Origin of the sequence: Microcoleus sp. AT9b-C3 (assembly GCF_036705485.1) — a bacterium.
Classification (GTDB): domain Bacteria; phylum Cyanobacteriota; class Cyanobacteriia; order Cyanobacteriales; family Microcoleaceae; genus Microcoleus.
Window position 1 is genome coordinate 60,337 of sequence record NZ_JAUBUR010000020.1, and the last position, 15,772, is coordinate 76,108.

The following is a 15,772-nucleotide window of genomic DNA, read 5'->3' on the forward strand; positions in this document are numbered from 1 at the left end:
ACATGAGCTCACTTTTGTTGAATAAGTTACTATGTTACGATCAGCTCCAATAATAATTAAGTTTTAAAACCGGCCTTAACCTCACACTCAATTCCCTTGCGATCGGTAGAATAACAATGACTATCAACTTAGCTGGCTATCAATTCGTTGAAACCCTCCACAGCGGAATAAGAACTTCAGTCGATCGCGCTCGGAAGGATTCAGACTTTTCCAGCGTGATCGTCAAAAGGCTAAAGGCTGAGTATCCCACTCTTTCTGACATCACCCGCTTGCGACACGAATATCAAATCCTGCACAGCTTGAACGTAGAAGCGATTGTCAAAGCCATTAGTTTAGAAAGCTATAAAAACGGTTTAGCTCTGATATTAGAAGATTCAGGCTCCGAGTCTCTCAACGATTGGATGAAGGGTACAAAAATCACAACCATTCAATTTATTTCTTTGGGTCTCCAGCTTGTCTCTGCCTTAGCAGAAATTCATAAAAATAACATTATTCATAAAGATGTAAAGCCACAAAATATTATCATCAACCCAGCCACTGAACAACTTAAAATTATTGATTTTAGCATCGCTTCGCGCTTGGAGAGAGAAAATTCGACGCTCAGCCATCCAGATTTGCTCGAAGGCACACTCGCCTATATGTCGCCAGAACAAACGGGCCGGATGAATCGGTCAATTGACTACCGCACTGATTTTTATTCACTAGGCGTTACCTTCTATGAAATGCTCACAGGCCAGTTGCCCTTTAATTCCACAGACCCGCTGGAATGGGTACACAGCCATATTGCCAAAACTCCCATTCCCCCTCACCAGCTAAATCCTGAAATACCACCACAAATTTCAGCGATTGCGATGAAGTTATTAGCTAAAAATGCTGAAGACCGCTACCAAAGCACTGAAGGACTAAAATTTGACTTAGAAACTTGCTTGCTCAAACTACAGGCTAGCGGATTTATTTCCAACTTTGTTGTTGGAAGTGCGGATAAAGCAGGGCAATTAAATATACCGCAAAAGCTCTACGGTCGCAACCAAGAAATTGAAAAACTTCTAGAAACTTTCGATCGCGTTGCCAGTGGCACCACCGAATTAATGCTGGTTTCAGGTTATTCCGGGATAGGCAAAACAGTTTTGGTCAATGAAGTTCACAAACCCATTGTGCGGCAACGAGGCTATTTTATTGCGGGGAAATTTGACCAGTTCAAGCGCAATATTCCTTATGCTTCCCTGATTCAAGCATTCCAATCCTTAACTCAGCAACTTCTAACCGAAGGCGAAGTAGAAATCCAAACTTGGAAAGAAAAACTGTTATCTGCTTTAGGCGATAACGGAAAACTCATCATTGATGTTATCCCTGAAGTCGAATTAATTATTGGCAAACAGCCACCCGTAGCAGAACTAGGGGGAACTGAAGCTCAAAACCGTTTCAGCCGCGTCTTTAAACAATTCATTGGCGTATTTACGACTATTGACCATCCCTTAGTTATTTTCCTCGATGACTTGCAGTGGGCGGATTCGGCATCGTTGAAATTAATAGAATTGCTAATAACTGATTCTGATAGCAAGTATTTATTGCTGATTGAGGCATATCGAGATAACGAAGTTTCTCCAACTCATCCGACGATTCAAACAATTGACAAGATTCGCCAAACTGGTGCGACGGTGAATAATATTGTCCTTCAACCATTACACCTGGTTCATGTTGAAGAATTAATTGCGGATACTTTAAATGAATCTGGCGGTTCGGAAGCCCTGTCTGTAAAGACGCGAAATTTCGCGTCTCTACTTTTTAATAAAACCCAGGGCAATCCTTTCTTCATAAGTCAACTCCTGAAAACTCTATATCAAGAAGATTTGTTGACTTATAACTTCACCCCCCTAATCCCCCCTTACCAAGGGGGGACAAAGGGGGGTTGGCAATGGAATATCGAGCAAATTCAAGCGATCGGCATCACCGATTACAATGTTGTCGAACTGATTGCTAGAAACATACGCAAATTGCCCGAAGATACACAAAAAGTATTAAAATTTGCTGCTTGTATTGGCAACAGTTTTAACTTAGAAGTTTTGGCGATTGTCAATCAGGAATCATCTTTAGTCACGGCAGCGCAATTGTGGGCAGCACTTCAAGCTGGGTTGATTTTACCTTTGAGCAATGAATACAAAATTCCCCTGGTATTTAGTCAGGAAGAATCGGGGGTTTATACCTTAACTGATGTGAAGGTTGACTACAAGTTTTTACATGACCGCGTGCAGCAAGCTGCCTATTCTTTGATTCCCGATGATCGGAAAAAAGAAACCCACTTAAAAATCGGTCAACTGCTGCTGCAAAGTACAACGCCAGAAGACCGGAAAGAAAATATTTTCGCTTTAGTTAACCAACTCAATTATGGTACTGACTTACTTATAACTGAATCCCAAAAATATGAACTCGCCCAACTGAATCTGATTGCAGGTCAGAAAGCGAAAGCTGCTACAGCCCACGATTCCGCCGTCAAATATTTGCAAGTGGGTTTATCTCTGCTAGCAGTAGATAGTTGGGACAATCGGTATGAACTGGCCTTAAGGCTGCATGAAGAAGCAGCAGAGTCAGCATATTTGAGTGGTGATTTTGACCGAATGCAGAGATTCGTTGAAATAGTACAAAACTGCGCCAAAACGCTATTGGACATAGTAAAAGTGTACGAAGTCCAGATTCAAGCTTATATGGCGCAGAACAAGCTGCAGGAAGCATTGAATACGGGGCTGGAAGTCTTAAAGCAGTTGGAGGTAGAGTTTCCCGACTCGCCAAACCCATCTGATATTGGGCAGGCGCTGGGGGAAACTGCGGCAATTTTGAGCGGAACTCGAATTGAGGACTTAATCGAGCTTCCTGAAATGACAGATCCTTATCAATTAGCAGCCATCAGGATTTTGTCAAGGATATTTTCTGCTTGCTATTCTGGAATGCCCGTACTGGTGCCTTTAACAGTGTGCAAACAGGTCGATTTATCCGTTCAATATGGCAATGCTTCTGTGTCTCCCTTTGCGTATGCGGTATATAGTCTTCTTCTTTGCGGGGCGGTAGGAGATATTGAGCGGGGCTATGAGTTCGGCGAATTAGCTTTACGTCTAGTGTCAAAGTTAAATGCCAAAGAAATCGAAGCCAAGACTTGCCACTTAGTGTATGCTGCCGTTCAACATTGGAAAGAACACGTCCGAAATACCTTAGAACCTTTCCTGGCAGCTTTCTCTACTGGGCTGGAAACTGGAGATTTAGAATATGCTGGCTATGCCGTAATGGTGTGGAGTCATTACTCGTTTTTTGTGGGCAAGCAACTAATGCAACTCGAACGAGAGATAGCAAATTATACAGATGCAATTCATAAAATTAGCCAAGAAACAGCCTTTAATAATACAAAAATTTGTTGGCAATCCGTCTTAAACATGATGGGAAAAAGCAAAAATATATGCCAGTTAAAGGGGGAAGTTTACGACGAAGAGAAAATGCTGCCGCTATATCAGCAAACCAACAACCAACTGGCAATTCATTACTTATACTTGCACAAACTTGCGCTTTGTTATGTGTTTGAAAATTACGCGGAAGCTTTAAAAAATATCCCTCAAGTAGAAAGTTCTTTCGGATCATCAACAGGGCAGCTAACTGTTGTTATTTTCTATTTCTACGATTCTCTAGTACGGCTAGCTGTGTATTCTGAAACTTCGCAGCCCGACCAACAGGACATTCTTAACCGAGTACAAGCTAATCAAGAGAAATTGCAAAAATGGGCGCATTATGCCCCAATGAATCATCTACATAAATTCTATTTAGTAGAGGCCGAAAAAAATCGTGTTTTAGGCGAAAAAGTAGAAGCGATCGAGATGTACGAAAAAGCGATCGCTCTTGCTAAAGAAAACGAGTACATCAACGAAGAAGCACTAGCTCACGAACTCGCTGCTAAATTTTATTTTTTATGGGGTAAAGAAAAGATTGCCCGCACCTACATGACCGATGCTTATTATGCCTATATGCGCTGGGGAGCTTTAGCTAAAGTTAAACATCTAGAAGAAAAATACCCGCAATTAATAGCGCGATCGCCTGCGGTCACCGAAACCCCTTTCGATCCTAAGATGACAATTGCTCCTGTGACCATTACAGGCGGTCAACCAGAGTTGCTAGACTTGGCAACTGTAATGAAAGCATCTATTGCCATTTCTAGCGAAATTGTTTTACCTAACTTGCTCACCAAGTTAATGAAAATTTTGATAGAAAACGCAGGCGCTGAAACTGGAGTGCTTATTCTCTCAAAAGAGGGTCAACTTGTTATAGAAGCGGCGGGGACTAAAGATCGAGTCCGAGTGCTGGAATCTTTACCAGTATCAACTTCTGGGCTACTGCCTATCTCGGTACTTAATTACGTCACCAGAACTCAGAAAGATGTCGTTTTAAATGATTCCGGCCGCGAGGAAATCTTTAACGCCGACCCCTACATTACCCAGCACAAACCAAAATCAATTTTGTGTGCGCCTATCCTATATCAAGGTAAGTTAACTGCCATCCTGTACCTAGAAAACAACGTGATTGCTGGCGCTTTCACGCCGAAGCGGGTAGAAGTTTTGCGGATGCTATCGGGACAAGCGGCGATCGCCTTAGAAAATGCCAACCTATATCACACTTTAGAAGTCAAAGTAGAAGAGCGAACCGAAGAATTAAAAGCCAAAAATACGCGCCTCGAAGTAGAAGTTCAAGAGCGACAGCGAGCCGAGCAAGCAGCAGAAGCCGCAAACCGCGCCAAGAGCCAATTTCTCGCCAACATGAGCCACGAACTTCGCACACCCCTCAACGGCATTTTAGGTTATACCCAAATCCTCAAACGAGACATAGATTTAACCAGTCAGCAAATTTCTGGTATTAATATCATTCATCAGTGTGGCGAACACCTCCTAACTCTGATCAATGACGTTCTAGACCTCTCCAAAGTCGAAGCCGGAAAAATGGAACTCTACCTCACCGAGTTTCACCTGTCAGACTTTCTCCAAGGCATTACTGAAATCTGCCAGATTCGCGCCCAACAGAAGGGAATCTCTTTGATTTACGAACCGCTAACTCAACTTCCCACTTGCGTCCAAGCCGATGAAAAAAGGTTGCGGCAAATTCTCATCAACTTACTCGGCAATGCCGTAAAATTCACCGAAAAAGGAGGCGTTACTTTCAAAGTAGACAGACTGGAGACTCAGAAATTTTTGTCAACACCAATCGCCAATTCCCAATCCCTAACAGCGAAATTTATTTTCCAAGTAGAAGATACAGGCATTGGCATCGCGCCGGACGAACTCTCAAAAATATTTTTGCCCTTCGAGCAAGCCAGCGGTTCAGTTAGCCAGATTGAGGGAACAGGATTAGGGCTGGCAATTAGTCGCCAATTAGTGGAGATGATGGGCGGCGAACTGAAAGTACAAAGCTCTTTAGGTAAAGGCAGTATTTTCTGGTTTGAGTTAGAGTTGCCTATTACCGAAAGCTGGGAAGGATGTCAAAAAGAACCTGAAAAAATTATCAGGGGCTTCTCAGGCGATCGGCGGAAAATTTTAGTCGTTGACGATCGCTGGGAAAATCGCTCGGTTCTAGTTAATCTTTTAGCTCCCATTGGGTTTGAATTAATGGAGGCAACGGACGGTCAAGACTGCGTGAATCAAGCGCTGTTATTTCAACCGGACTGTATTATAATTGACTTGGTAATGCCAGTGATGGACGGCTTTGAAGCGGTGAGGCGGATCAGAAAAATTCCTCTATTGAAGGATGTAATCGCGATCGGAACTTCTGCTAGCATTTTATCCGGCGATCCCCAAAGCATTTTCCAGGCTGGCTGCAACGCTTTTCTCCTCAAACCAATTCGGGCAGAAAAGTTATTAGAATGCTTGGGCAACCATTTAGGTTTAGAATGGGTTTATGAGGAGCAAACAACTTTCTGTTCAGAAGGTATCTTCACCGATACACCTTCCCAAATCCAAGACCAGCAACTGATTGCTCCCTCTTCGGAAGAAGTTGCAGTCCTGTTCGATTTAGCCATGAAAGGTGAACTCCTCAGTATTGAGAAGCGAGCCAGTAAGCTGAAGGCAATAGATATGCGTTATGCACCTTTTGTCAATCAGTTGCTCGAATTAACTAAAAACTTTGAAGAAGACAAATTAGTAGAATTTGTTCAACAGTTTAGATGAGGAATAAAAATGACTAGCGAATCTTTAGACAGAGGAACCATTTTAATTGTAGATGATACGCCCACTAATCTGGGTTCAGTATTGGATTTTTTGACCGCATCTGGCTTCACTGTTTGGGTAGCTCGTAGTGGGTCTAGCGCTCTTAAAAAAGTGCAATATTGCCAGCCTGATTTAATTTTGTTGGATGTTCTGATGCCAGATATGGACGGATTTAAAACCTGTGAACATCTAAAAGCAAATGACTTAACTAAAGATATCCCAGTTATTTTTATGACCGCGCTGGACGATACAGAAAGCAAAGTCAAAGGCTTTAATGTGGGGGGAGTGGATTATATCACTAAGCCCCTTCAACAGGAAGAAGTTTTAGCTCGGGCTATCACGCACCTGAATCTGCGAAATCTAACTAAAAAGCTTCAGGCGCAAATTGTCGAACGCGAGCGAGCGCAAGCCGAGCTACAAGTTTTGACACAAGAGCTAGAGACGCGAGTAGAAGAGCGCACTGCAGAACTTTCCCAAACGAATGAACGCCTCAAGCAGGAGGCTGCTGAACGCAAGCTTGCAGAAGCAGCTTTGCAAGCATCGGAAGCGCGAGAGCGGCAAAAAGCCCTACAGCTCGAAAATTCCCTCCACGAACTCAAGCAGGTGCAAAGCCAGCTCATTCAGAGCGAAAAAATGTCCGGGCTAGGCCAGCTTGTGGCTGGCGTAGCCCATGAAATCAATAATCCAATTAATTTTATTTATGGAAATCTTTCCTATGCTCTGGAATATTCAAAAACTTTGGTCACTATCCTTGACCTCTACCAAAAGCACTATCCTAATCCGGCTCCAGATATACAAGCAGAAATCGCAGCCGGCGAGCTAGATTATCTCAAAGACGACTTGCCTAAAATGTTCAAATCGATGTACTTAGGAGCCGATCGCATCCGCGAAATTGTTTTATCTTTGCGCCTCTTCGCACGGCAAGAAGGATATGAAATGAGATCGGTCAACCTTCACGAAGGCATGGACAGCACGCTGATGATTTTACAGAGCCGACTAAAATTTAACTCAGACCGCCCCTCGATTGAAGTGGTGCGGGACTATTGCCCAAACCTGCCCGAAGTGGACTGTTACGGGGGAGAAATGAATCAGGTATTTATGAATGTACTTGCAAATGCGATCGATGCTATTGACGAGTGGAACACGCAGAGATCGCTAGAAGAAATTAAAGCGAATCCTAGCGTGATTAGGATTAGCACAGAAGTAACAAGCAGCAATTGCGTAGCTGTCCGAATTGTGGACAATGGGCCAGGGATCTCGGAAGAGGTTCGTCGCCACGTATTTAACCCATTTTTTACGACAAAACCCCCCGGTAAGGGCACAGGGATTGGGTTGTCGATTAGCTGGCAAATTGTAGTGGAAAAACACCGGGGAAGCTTGGGGTGTATTTCTGCACCAGGCGGGGGAACAGAGTTTATTATTGAGATTCCGATTCGGCAGGAGTCTCCTGTCTTGTCGCTGTCAGCTTGATCTTCTGCAAAAAAGTTAGCTAAACAGACGGGAATCCCCACACGCTTGTCGCTTCGATGAGTGGGGGATAAAAGGCGCGTTTCGCTGTGGATTCCACCCCTCAACAAATTCAAAACTATGTTTTGATCGGTCGGCGGGTGGATGACGAGACAAACAAACTCTTTATTCAGCAGGTCTATTTTGTCCTTCAATATACTTTTTTAATTGTTCACAGTTACACCACCACAGCAGGGTAAACGCATCTTAACTTGAACCCAAAATATGCTACAGTTAAATTTAACTAAATCTCCATGTAGTTGGTTGTAGTTTATTGGTGCTATTAATGGCAAGAGGTTTTAGTAGGGAGCATCTCACTTTTGCAGCCAAGCCCAAAATTGGAGTTAGGAGTCAGGAGTCAGGAGCCAGGAGAAAAGAGGAAGAAGGAAGGAGCCAGAAGAAGTGTTTTTACAAATATGAGATGCTCCCGTTTTAGTAAAGCTGTAGCTTCTCAACAAAAACAAACAGAGTCATTGCCTTCAATGAATTTTTAAATGCAAGTTTTTTAGAGCATTTTGCAAAGTTGAAATACCCAAGAATAGAAAGAAGTAAAGAACACTTACTCAGAGATATTAGATCGATTCCGATTCTAGCTATCATCAGTGGTGCAGAGGGATGGTTAGGAATAGAAGCCTATGGCAGGGCCAAATATGAATGGTTGAAAAGCTTTCTATAATTACCGAAGGGCATACCATCTCATGACACATTTAGTCGGCTATTTGCCCGAATTGAACCACAACAGTTTCAAGAATGTTTTTTGAGTGGGGTAAATGCTATAGTCGGGGAATTAGAACTAAATGTGATTGCCATTGATCGCCAAACAATGAAACAATCTTATGACTGAAATTACCCGCAAAAAGCGTTACATATAGTTACTGCCTGGTCTTCATCTCATTAATTGGTATTATGAGAAAAAAAGTCGAGAAAATATAACCAACTGACAGCAATTTTGGCATTAATAGAAATGACCGAAAGCGTAATAACCATAAACGTTAGCTTGATGTCAAAAAGACATAACCTCTCTGATTATCAACAAGAGAGCAGATTATATTTTAGATTAAAAAGGGAATCAAAAACTCCTGTATAAAGCTGTAAAAGACTGGTTTGAAGTAGCTCAAAAAGCCGATTATTTAGGCCGAGACTACAATCTGGCATGAACAAGTAGAAGCCCGAAATTATCGAGTGGAAAAAATACAAGTCTGGACTGTTGATGTATCCGAGTTACCACCTCTGCATAATCAAGAATTATGGACGAGATTAAAAACAGTTGTCATGATAGTTAGTGAACAACGGCTGTGGAATAAAACCACCACGCTCAGCTCGTTTTTACGCTTAGTAGTTTAAGCATTAATGCTGAGACAATTGCTGGGGCTATCTGCCGTCATTGGGGCCTTAAAAATAGCTTACATTGGACGCTTTATGTTACCTTTTTTATTATATGAAAGCCGGATTCTGAAACAGAACTCTCCCGAAAATTTTGCACTTCTACGTGGGCTAGCAATAAATTTACTGAAAGCATAAAAAACTTATAAACAAGGTTTAAAAATGAAGCGGTATCGAGCGGCAATTGAGAATAATTATTTAGTTCAAATTTTAAACTCTGCCACTTAATGCTCGAAATCTAATACCTATATACGAAAGAAATTATCCGGCTTTAAGAAGTTCAGAAAATCTTAAGGTTCTGATTTAATCTGCTTAACAGGGGTTAAAATTAATGATTTTAATAAGGTTTTTTTAGTTAGTTAGTAATGCACAAATTCCGGGGTTTTTCAAATTAATTTAGATGCGTTTACCCTGACAACCGACCCGATCGAATCTGTCAGAATTATGCTCTGAGGATGCTCCTGAAAATTTTTCACAAATGTACCGTCTTCGTCTGGCAATTGGGTATGATCGGGGAATGAAGGAGGCAGACCAGTAGCAGTTATTGTCTCGTTCATCGTCGTTTTCCTTGCAGTTATTGTTAATTGTACTGCGAAATTTTAGAGCAATCTAATTTGAAATTTTAGCTAATATTAACTAAACCCAGCTAACCACAAGGGAAGCATCACCAGCAACCCGACGGAAGTTATGGCGATGCTGCTAGCTAACAAATCGCGATCGAGCTCGTATACTTCTGCTAAAATCAGCACGGAAAGAGCTGTGGGCGTTCCCGACATCAACACCAACACGAACCTCGGATCGCCGGTCAATCCGAAATAACTAGCACCCAATCCGATCAGCACTGGCACAATTACCACTTTTAACAGCGACGGTATTAACGCCAGTTCAAAACTTTCCCATGTTTTAATAGACCTCAGCCGGATGCCAACCAACAGCAAAGCACTGGCAATTACCACCCAAACAGCAGTCTGCAATCCCGATTCCACTGTTTCGGGCAGGGGGATGTTTCTAGTATAAAAACCAATTAAAAATGCCCACAGAGCGGGAACTGTCAGCACGTCCCGGAGCTGAGTCCACCAGTGATTTTTTTGCTCGGAGTTCCCGAAATAGCTAGCAATAAATACACCAAAACAATAAGTTCCAATAACGTTGTTAGTGACGCTGTACAATACAGCCCAGTTGTTGTTATCGGTGCTGATGATAGACGGGGTGATTGCTAATCCAACAAAGCCCGTATTCCCTAACATCGCAGCTAGGAGAAAACTGCCTTGGCTCGATCGCTTCAGGGTATTAAAATTTAATAAAAATAAATTTACTAGAGAATTTTTGCCCTGAAAATAGGGATTTTTGATGTGGGCCGCACTCAGCCTACGCAATAATACCCACGTCAGCCAAGCACAACTCGTACTCAGAAATAACACGAATATGGCGATCGCCGGCGTGAATCCCACAGCACCCGAAAAATCGCTCTGACGGGCTAAAACTAGAATTTGCAGCGGTATCCCAATCCAGAAAAGAAAGTGGCTCAGCAGCTTGGGAAAATCAACTGGGATGTACCTAAACAGCAGCAGTCCTAAGCCCGTCCAGATAACTAGAGGCGTATAAGCGTGAAATAAGGTTTCAATCATAAAAATTTAACTAGACAATTGGAAATGCCTCTATCTATTAATAGTAATGCTAAAATCCGTTTAAGAAATGCGAATTGTCGTTAGCGGAGCCCTCGAAGAGGATCGCACTTGCACCCTTTTTCGTCCTAGCGTGTTCGCAGCAGTGCCAGCCCGAAAAATTTCGCCCAAATTCCCGCACTTTCCCGGGCACAATCCTCAGACTCGCAGCCCCAAATGATTGCAGCTTTTTACCTTCTGATTCACCACACCTTTTGTAATTTGACCAATGTGCGATCGAGCTATCTTGCCTTTTCCAAACAGATGTCCCACGTTTTCCTGCCATTTCTCTCGAACCGAAACAGGGCGACACTAAAGCTGCTAATGACTTGCACTCCTTAATTCAATTTCAAAGCATTAACAGGCACCTCATCCCAAGAACTAACAGTCCGCAAAGTAGCAACCCAGCCCTGCTGTTTTTGCTCTGCCGTCAAATTCTTCTCAAAAGATTCGTGGCAATCCTTCGCTTGGCTTTCATCGCAACAAGCAATGCAAGAATAAAGAATGCCCGACGGATCGATTTGCTCGTTTACCCAAATAATCACGATCTACTCTCTCAATCAAAATCTACTGTTACTTAAATTTTCCTATATTTTCGTCAATTATCTACTAGGATTTACGCAACCACAGATTTGAGGCGCTACAGATTAGTCGGAAGGTGCGCGGTGCACACCCTACAGATTAGTAGTTTGTAGGAAGGTGCGCGGTGCACACCCTACAGATTAGTAGTTTGTAGCTTTCATCGCAACAAGCAATGCAAGAATAAAGAATGCCCGACGGATCGATTTGCTCGTTTACCCAAATAATCACGATCTACTCTCTCAATCAAAATCTACTGTTATTTAAATTTTCCTATATTTTCGTCAATTATCTACTAGGATTTACGCAACCACAGATTTGAGGCGCTACAGATTAGTCGGAAGGTGCGCGGTGCAAACCCTACAGATTAGTAGTTTGTAGGAAGGTGCGCGGTGCACACCCTACAGATTAGTAGTTTGTAGGGTGCGCATTGCGCACCTACAGATTAGTAGTTTGTAGGAAGGTGCGCGGTGCACACCCTACAGATTAGTAGTTTGTAGGGTGGGCATTGCGCACCGGTTGACTACAGATTAGTAGTTTGTAGGAAGGTGCGCGGTGCACACCCTACAGATTAGTAGTTTGTAGGGTGCGCAATGCGCACCGGTTGACTACAGATTAGTCGGAAGGTGCTTGCTCCGTGCACACCCTACGATCGATATTTTTGCCAAGTGTTATCTAAAATCACTTCGATGCCAAAGTTGCCAAAGACTCGCCCGCAACCCGGCAAATCCGCCAGTCGGGCATCACATCAGCACCGATACCCTTGTAAAATCCGATCGCCAATTCATTCCAATCCAAAACACTCCATTCCAAACGCCCGCAGCCCCTTTCAACAGTCAACTTGGCTAAATAAACTATCAAAGACTTGCCAATACCCCGCCCTCGAAACTCAGGGAGCACAAACAAATCTTCCAAATAAATTCCCGGCTGAGTCAAAAAAGTAGAATAATTGTAAAAAAACAGCGCCCAGCCCACAACTTGACCTTCGCACTCGGCTAAAATCGCTTCAGCAAAAGGTCGATCCCCAAACAAATGATTCTCCAAATCAACCGCATTGCCAGTAACGGCATGAGATAATTTTTCGTACTCAGCTAAAGCTTTAATCAAATCAAACAGCACCGGCACGTCGGCGCGGGTAGCTGGACGCAAAATTACCTCAGAAGACATAAATAGATAAGTAAGTAGTACGCGACAATCAACAATTAAAAATACCACATCAAGACATTTTTAATTTGTAATTTTTAATTAAGTTTTTCCCCATTTAATCAGCATATATACGGGGGGATCGGAGTGTCCCCCAGAATAATTTTAAGATTTTTTACAATGCCAACTCAATGTTTTTTAGCTTATTTCAACCAGCCCTTCAATCGCTCCGTCACTTGAGGGCGGCGCAGCTTTCGCATTGCCTTATTTTGAATTTGACGGACTCGTTCGCGGGACAAATTGAACAAATTGCTGACCTCTTCTAAAGTGTAAGGTTCGCCGGTCACCAAACCGTAACGCATAGCAACAATCTCTTTTTCCCGCTCAGTCAAAATACTGTCCAACACCTCCAAAATATCTTGGCGCATCATCATCTCATTCATCTGAGCTTCGGGAGATTGCGTCGCGTTATCTTCGAGAACATCCAAAAGTTCCGAACTTTCTTCTGAGCCGATGCGGTGATTGAGAGACAAAGATTGCCGGCGTACTTGCTGGAGGTAGCGAAGCTGTTCGCAAGAAACTTGCATTTCTCTAGCAAGTTCAGTTTCAGTTGGATTGCGTTGAAGAGAACGCTTCAAATCTCGATAAACTTTTTTGAGTTTATTTAACTGTTCGACAATGTGAACAGGCAAGCGAATCGTCCGCCCTTGATTGGCAATTGTCCGGGTAATTCCTTGGCGAATCCACCAATAGGCATAAGTAGAAAACTTGTAACCCTTCTCCGGATCGAACTTTTCGGCAGCCCGGTTCAAACCCAAAGCTCCTTCCTGAATTAAATCGAGAAAAGGCACGCCCCGATTGAGATAGCGTTTGGCAATCGAAACCACCAAGCGCAAATTCGAGCTGATCATTTTCCGTTTCGCCGACTGACACTGGTGGCGAAGTTGTTGCAGTTGAGTTTCGCTTATCCCCAAAGCCGCTGCGAGTTCAGCTTTTGTCGGCACTCTGTCTAATTCCTGCTGCAAACGCTGTTCTAGTTCATCCAGGGCTACCAATTCTTGAACGCGGCGCGCCAACTCCACCTCTTCGGTGGCAGTCAGTAGAGGATAGCGAGCCATTTCCTTGAACAAAGCTCCCACTGGATCGTCGGCAGACCAGTTGTTGTATGCTGACGAGCGAGTTACCGTGGGACGATCGATCTCAGTGTCTTCATCTTGTGCGATCGCGAATGAGGCTTCGGGTGCCACCGCAAAACTGCCTAGGTCAGATTCTGCCATATCGTGCTTGGTGTCGGTGGAAGGATTTGAAAAGTATCCCTTAACTTTAACCAATTTAACCGGAAATTTCCGAAATCCATCTAGAAGTCCGTGACAGAAATTAGATGGCCCCAATTTTCTACCTTTCTATTGAGTTCGAGCCAGTAAAGGAGCTGCCTGCAATAATTGCTGAGTATAAGGGTGCTGCGGATTAGTAAAAATATCCCTAGTCTTACCGATTTCAACAATTTTTCCAGCATTCATTACCGCAATACGATCGCAAAAAAATCTCGCCACCCACAAATCGTGCGTAATAAACAGATAAGTCAAATTAAATTCCTGCTTCAACTCCAACATCAGTTCTAATACTTGAGTCTGCACGCTGGCATCCAGCATACTCACGGGTTCGTCGCAAATTATCAGTTGCGGCCGAGTAATCAAAGCGCGGGCGATCGAAACTCGCTGCTGTTGTCCTCCTGACAATTCCCCCGGATAGCGACGAAAGAAATCCTCCCCTGGACTTAAACCCACCCGCTCTAACATTTGGATTACTTGTTTTTTAGCTTCGCTGCCATTAGCTAATTTGTGAATAAACAAAGGGTCAGCAATACTTTGCCCGACAGTCATCATTGGATTCAGGCAAGCGTGGGGGTCTTGAAAGATCATTTGCATTTCGCGGCGGTGCTTCCTCACAGCATTGCGGTTCAGGGCAGTTATATCTATTCCTTGAAATTCAACTTTGCCGCCAGTCGCGGTAATTAGCTGCAAAATCGTGCGTGACAAGGTACTTTTGCCACAGCCGGACTCCCCTACAAGCCCTAGGGTTTCTCCCCGTTCTAGATCTAAACTAACGCCGTCTACTGCTTTAATTACCTGGCGATTCCGGGAAAACAACTGAGCCAATAAATTGCTTTCTAAACTGTAGTGTTGCTGCAAATTCGTTACGGTCAAAAGAGGCGAATTTGTTGAGTTTGCAGTAACGACTTCAGTCCTGATTTCCTCGAATGCTAATCCTTTGTCAGAATCGGCTTGAATGTGCAAAGCTGCTTTGAGGAGCGATCGAGTATATTCGTGCTGCGGCTTTTCAAACACGTTTTGCACCGGCCCTGTTTCTACGACTTTGCCGCCGTACATCACCGCAATGCGATCGCAATACTCAGCCACCATCGCCAAATCGTGAGAAATCAACAAAATAGCCGTTCCCCGTTCCGCGCAAAGTCGGGTTAATTCCTGCAAAATCTGAGCAGCGACAGTTACGTCCAAACTTGTAGTCGGTTCGTCTGCCACAATTAATTTGGGATCGAGCAAAAGAGCCAAAGCAATTGCTACTCTTTGCCGCATTCCGCCGCTAAATTCGTGGGGAAATTGCGACCAGCGAGACGCGGGAATTTTCACAGCTTCCAGAGTTTCGATCGCCCGTTTCTTAGCTTGCTTGCGATCCAAATTCGGTCTGTGAGCTTGCAAAGTCTCGATGCAATGTTCTCCTACAGTCATCAAAGGATCGAGACGAGTCATCGGATCTTGAAAAATCAATGCTACAGCTTCGCCCCGAAACCGTCTCAGCCGCGAAGCATTCATATCAAACACCGATTCTCCAGCAAAACTCACTCGCCCCTCAATCAGCGTTGAATCCGGCAGCAACCGCATCGCCGCCCTTCCCAAAGTTGACTTACCGCACCCAGACTCCCCAACTAATCCGAGCTTTTCCCCCGGTTTCAGCGTCAGGGAAACCCCGTCAACGGCCCAACCGGATTGGCCGCGCCGCTGAGGATAAGCTACTCGCAGATTGTCAACGGAAAATAGAGAAGAGTCATTAGTCATTAGTCCTTAGTCCTTAGTCAATCGATTTTAGATTTTAGATTTTGGATTTTAGATTAAAGAATTAAAGCATTAACCCCACGGATCAATTCGGGGGCTTGTATCCTGGATGCTTTCGGTCAGTAGTCAGTAGTCAGTTGTTATTTGTTATTTAATGGTCAATATACTGGCTGTTAGTTGTTACTTCTTAGTG

General features: G+C 43.6%; 7 protein-coding genes and 2 pseudogenes. 3 read left to right on the forward strand and 6 right to left on the reverse strand.

Annotated elements, in window-relative coordinates:
• The first annotated feature begins 116 nt into the window (after window positions 1-116).
• The 3 genes and pseudogenes from QUB77_RS18585 (at window position 117) to QUB77_RS31810 (ending at window position 8,580) form a co-directional block, all read left to right on the forward strand.
• Window positions 117-6,191 carry an AAA family ATPase gene (locus QUB77_RS18585; protein WP_333175785.1) on the forward strand — a complete coding sequence of 2,025 codons (6,075 nt, stop codon included), beginning with the start codon at window positions 117-119 and terminating at the stop codon, window positions 6,189-6,191.
• 9 nt (window positions 6,192-6,200) lie between these two features.
• The gene (locus tag QUB77_RS18590) at window positions 6,201-7,700 is read left to right on the forward strand and encodes a response regulator (RefSeq protein ID WP_333175787.1); all 1,500 of its coding nucleotides are present in this window, start codon (window positions 6,201-6,203) and stop codon (window positions 7,698-7,700) included.
• Window positions 7,701-8,259: 559 nt separating this feature from the next.
• Window positions 8,260-8,580: pseudogene (locus tag QUB77_RS31810) on the forward strand (ISAs1 family transposase).
• 949 nt (window positions 8,581-9,529) lie between these two features.
• Here the strand turns inward: QUB77_RS31810 and QUB77_RS18595 are convergent.
• From QUB77_RS18595 to QUB77_RS18625, 6 genes and pseudogenes are all read right to left on the reverse strand, one after another.
• Window positions 9,530-9,676, reverse strand: a pseudogene (locus QUB77_RS18595) (Uma2 family endonuclease); the annotation flags it as partial.
• A 75-nt stretch (window positions 9,677-9,751) separates the two neighbouring features.
• Window positions 9,752-10,747, reverse strand: coding sequence for an AEC family transporter (locus QUB77_RS18600; protein WP_333175789.1), 996 nt, complete (start codon window positions 10,745-10,747; stop codon window positions 9,752-9,754).
• Window positions 10,748-11,121: 374 nt separating this feature from the next.
• Window positions 11,122-11,328 (reverse strand): glycogen debranching protein, encoded by a 207-nt coding sequence (locus tag QUB77_RS18605; protein ID WP_333075545.1) that lies wholly within the window; start codon window positions 11,326-11,328, stop codon window positions 11,122-11,124.
• A 715-nt stretch (window positions 11,329-12,043) separates the two neighbouring features.
• Window positions 12,044-12,529: a GNAT family N-acetyltransferase gene (locus tag QUB77_RS18615; protein WP_333175890.1), complete on the reverse strand. Its 486-nt coding sequence runs from the start codon at window positions 12,527-12,529 to the stop codon at window positions 12,044-12,046.
• A gap of 179 nt (window positions 12,530-12,708) precedes the next feature.
• Entirely contained in the window at window positions 12,709-13,782 is a 1,074-nt protein-coding gene (locus QUB77_RS18620; protein ID WP_333175792.1) for an RNA polymerase sigma factor, RpoD/SigA family, read from the reverse strand.
• 126 nt (window positions 13,783-13,908) lie between these two features.
• Complete coding sequence (locus QUB77_RS18625) at window positions 13,909-15,582, reverse strand: ABC transporter ATP-binding protein (RefSeq protein WP_333175794.1); 1,674 nt, start codon at window positions 15,580-15,582, stop codon at window positions 13,909-13,911.
• Window positions 15,583-15,772: the final 190 nt, after the last annotated feature.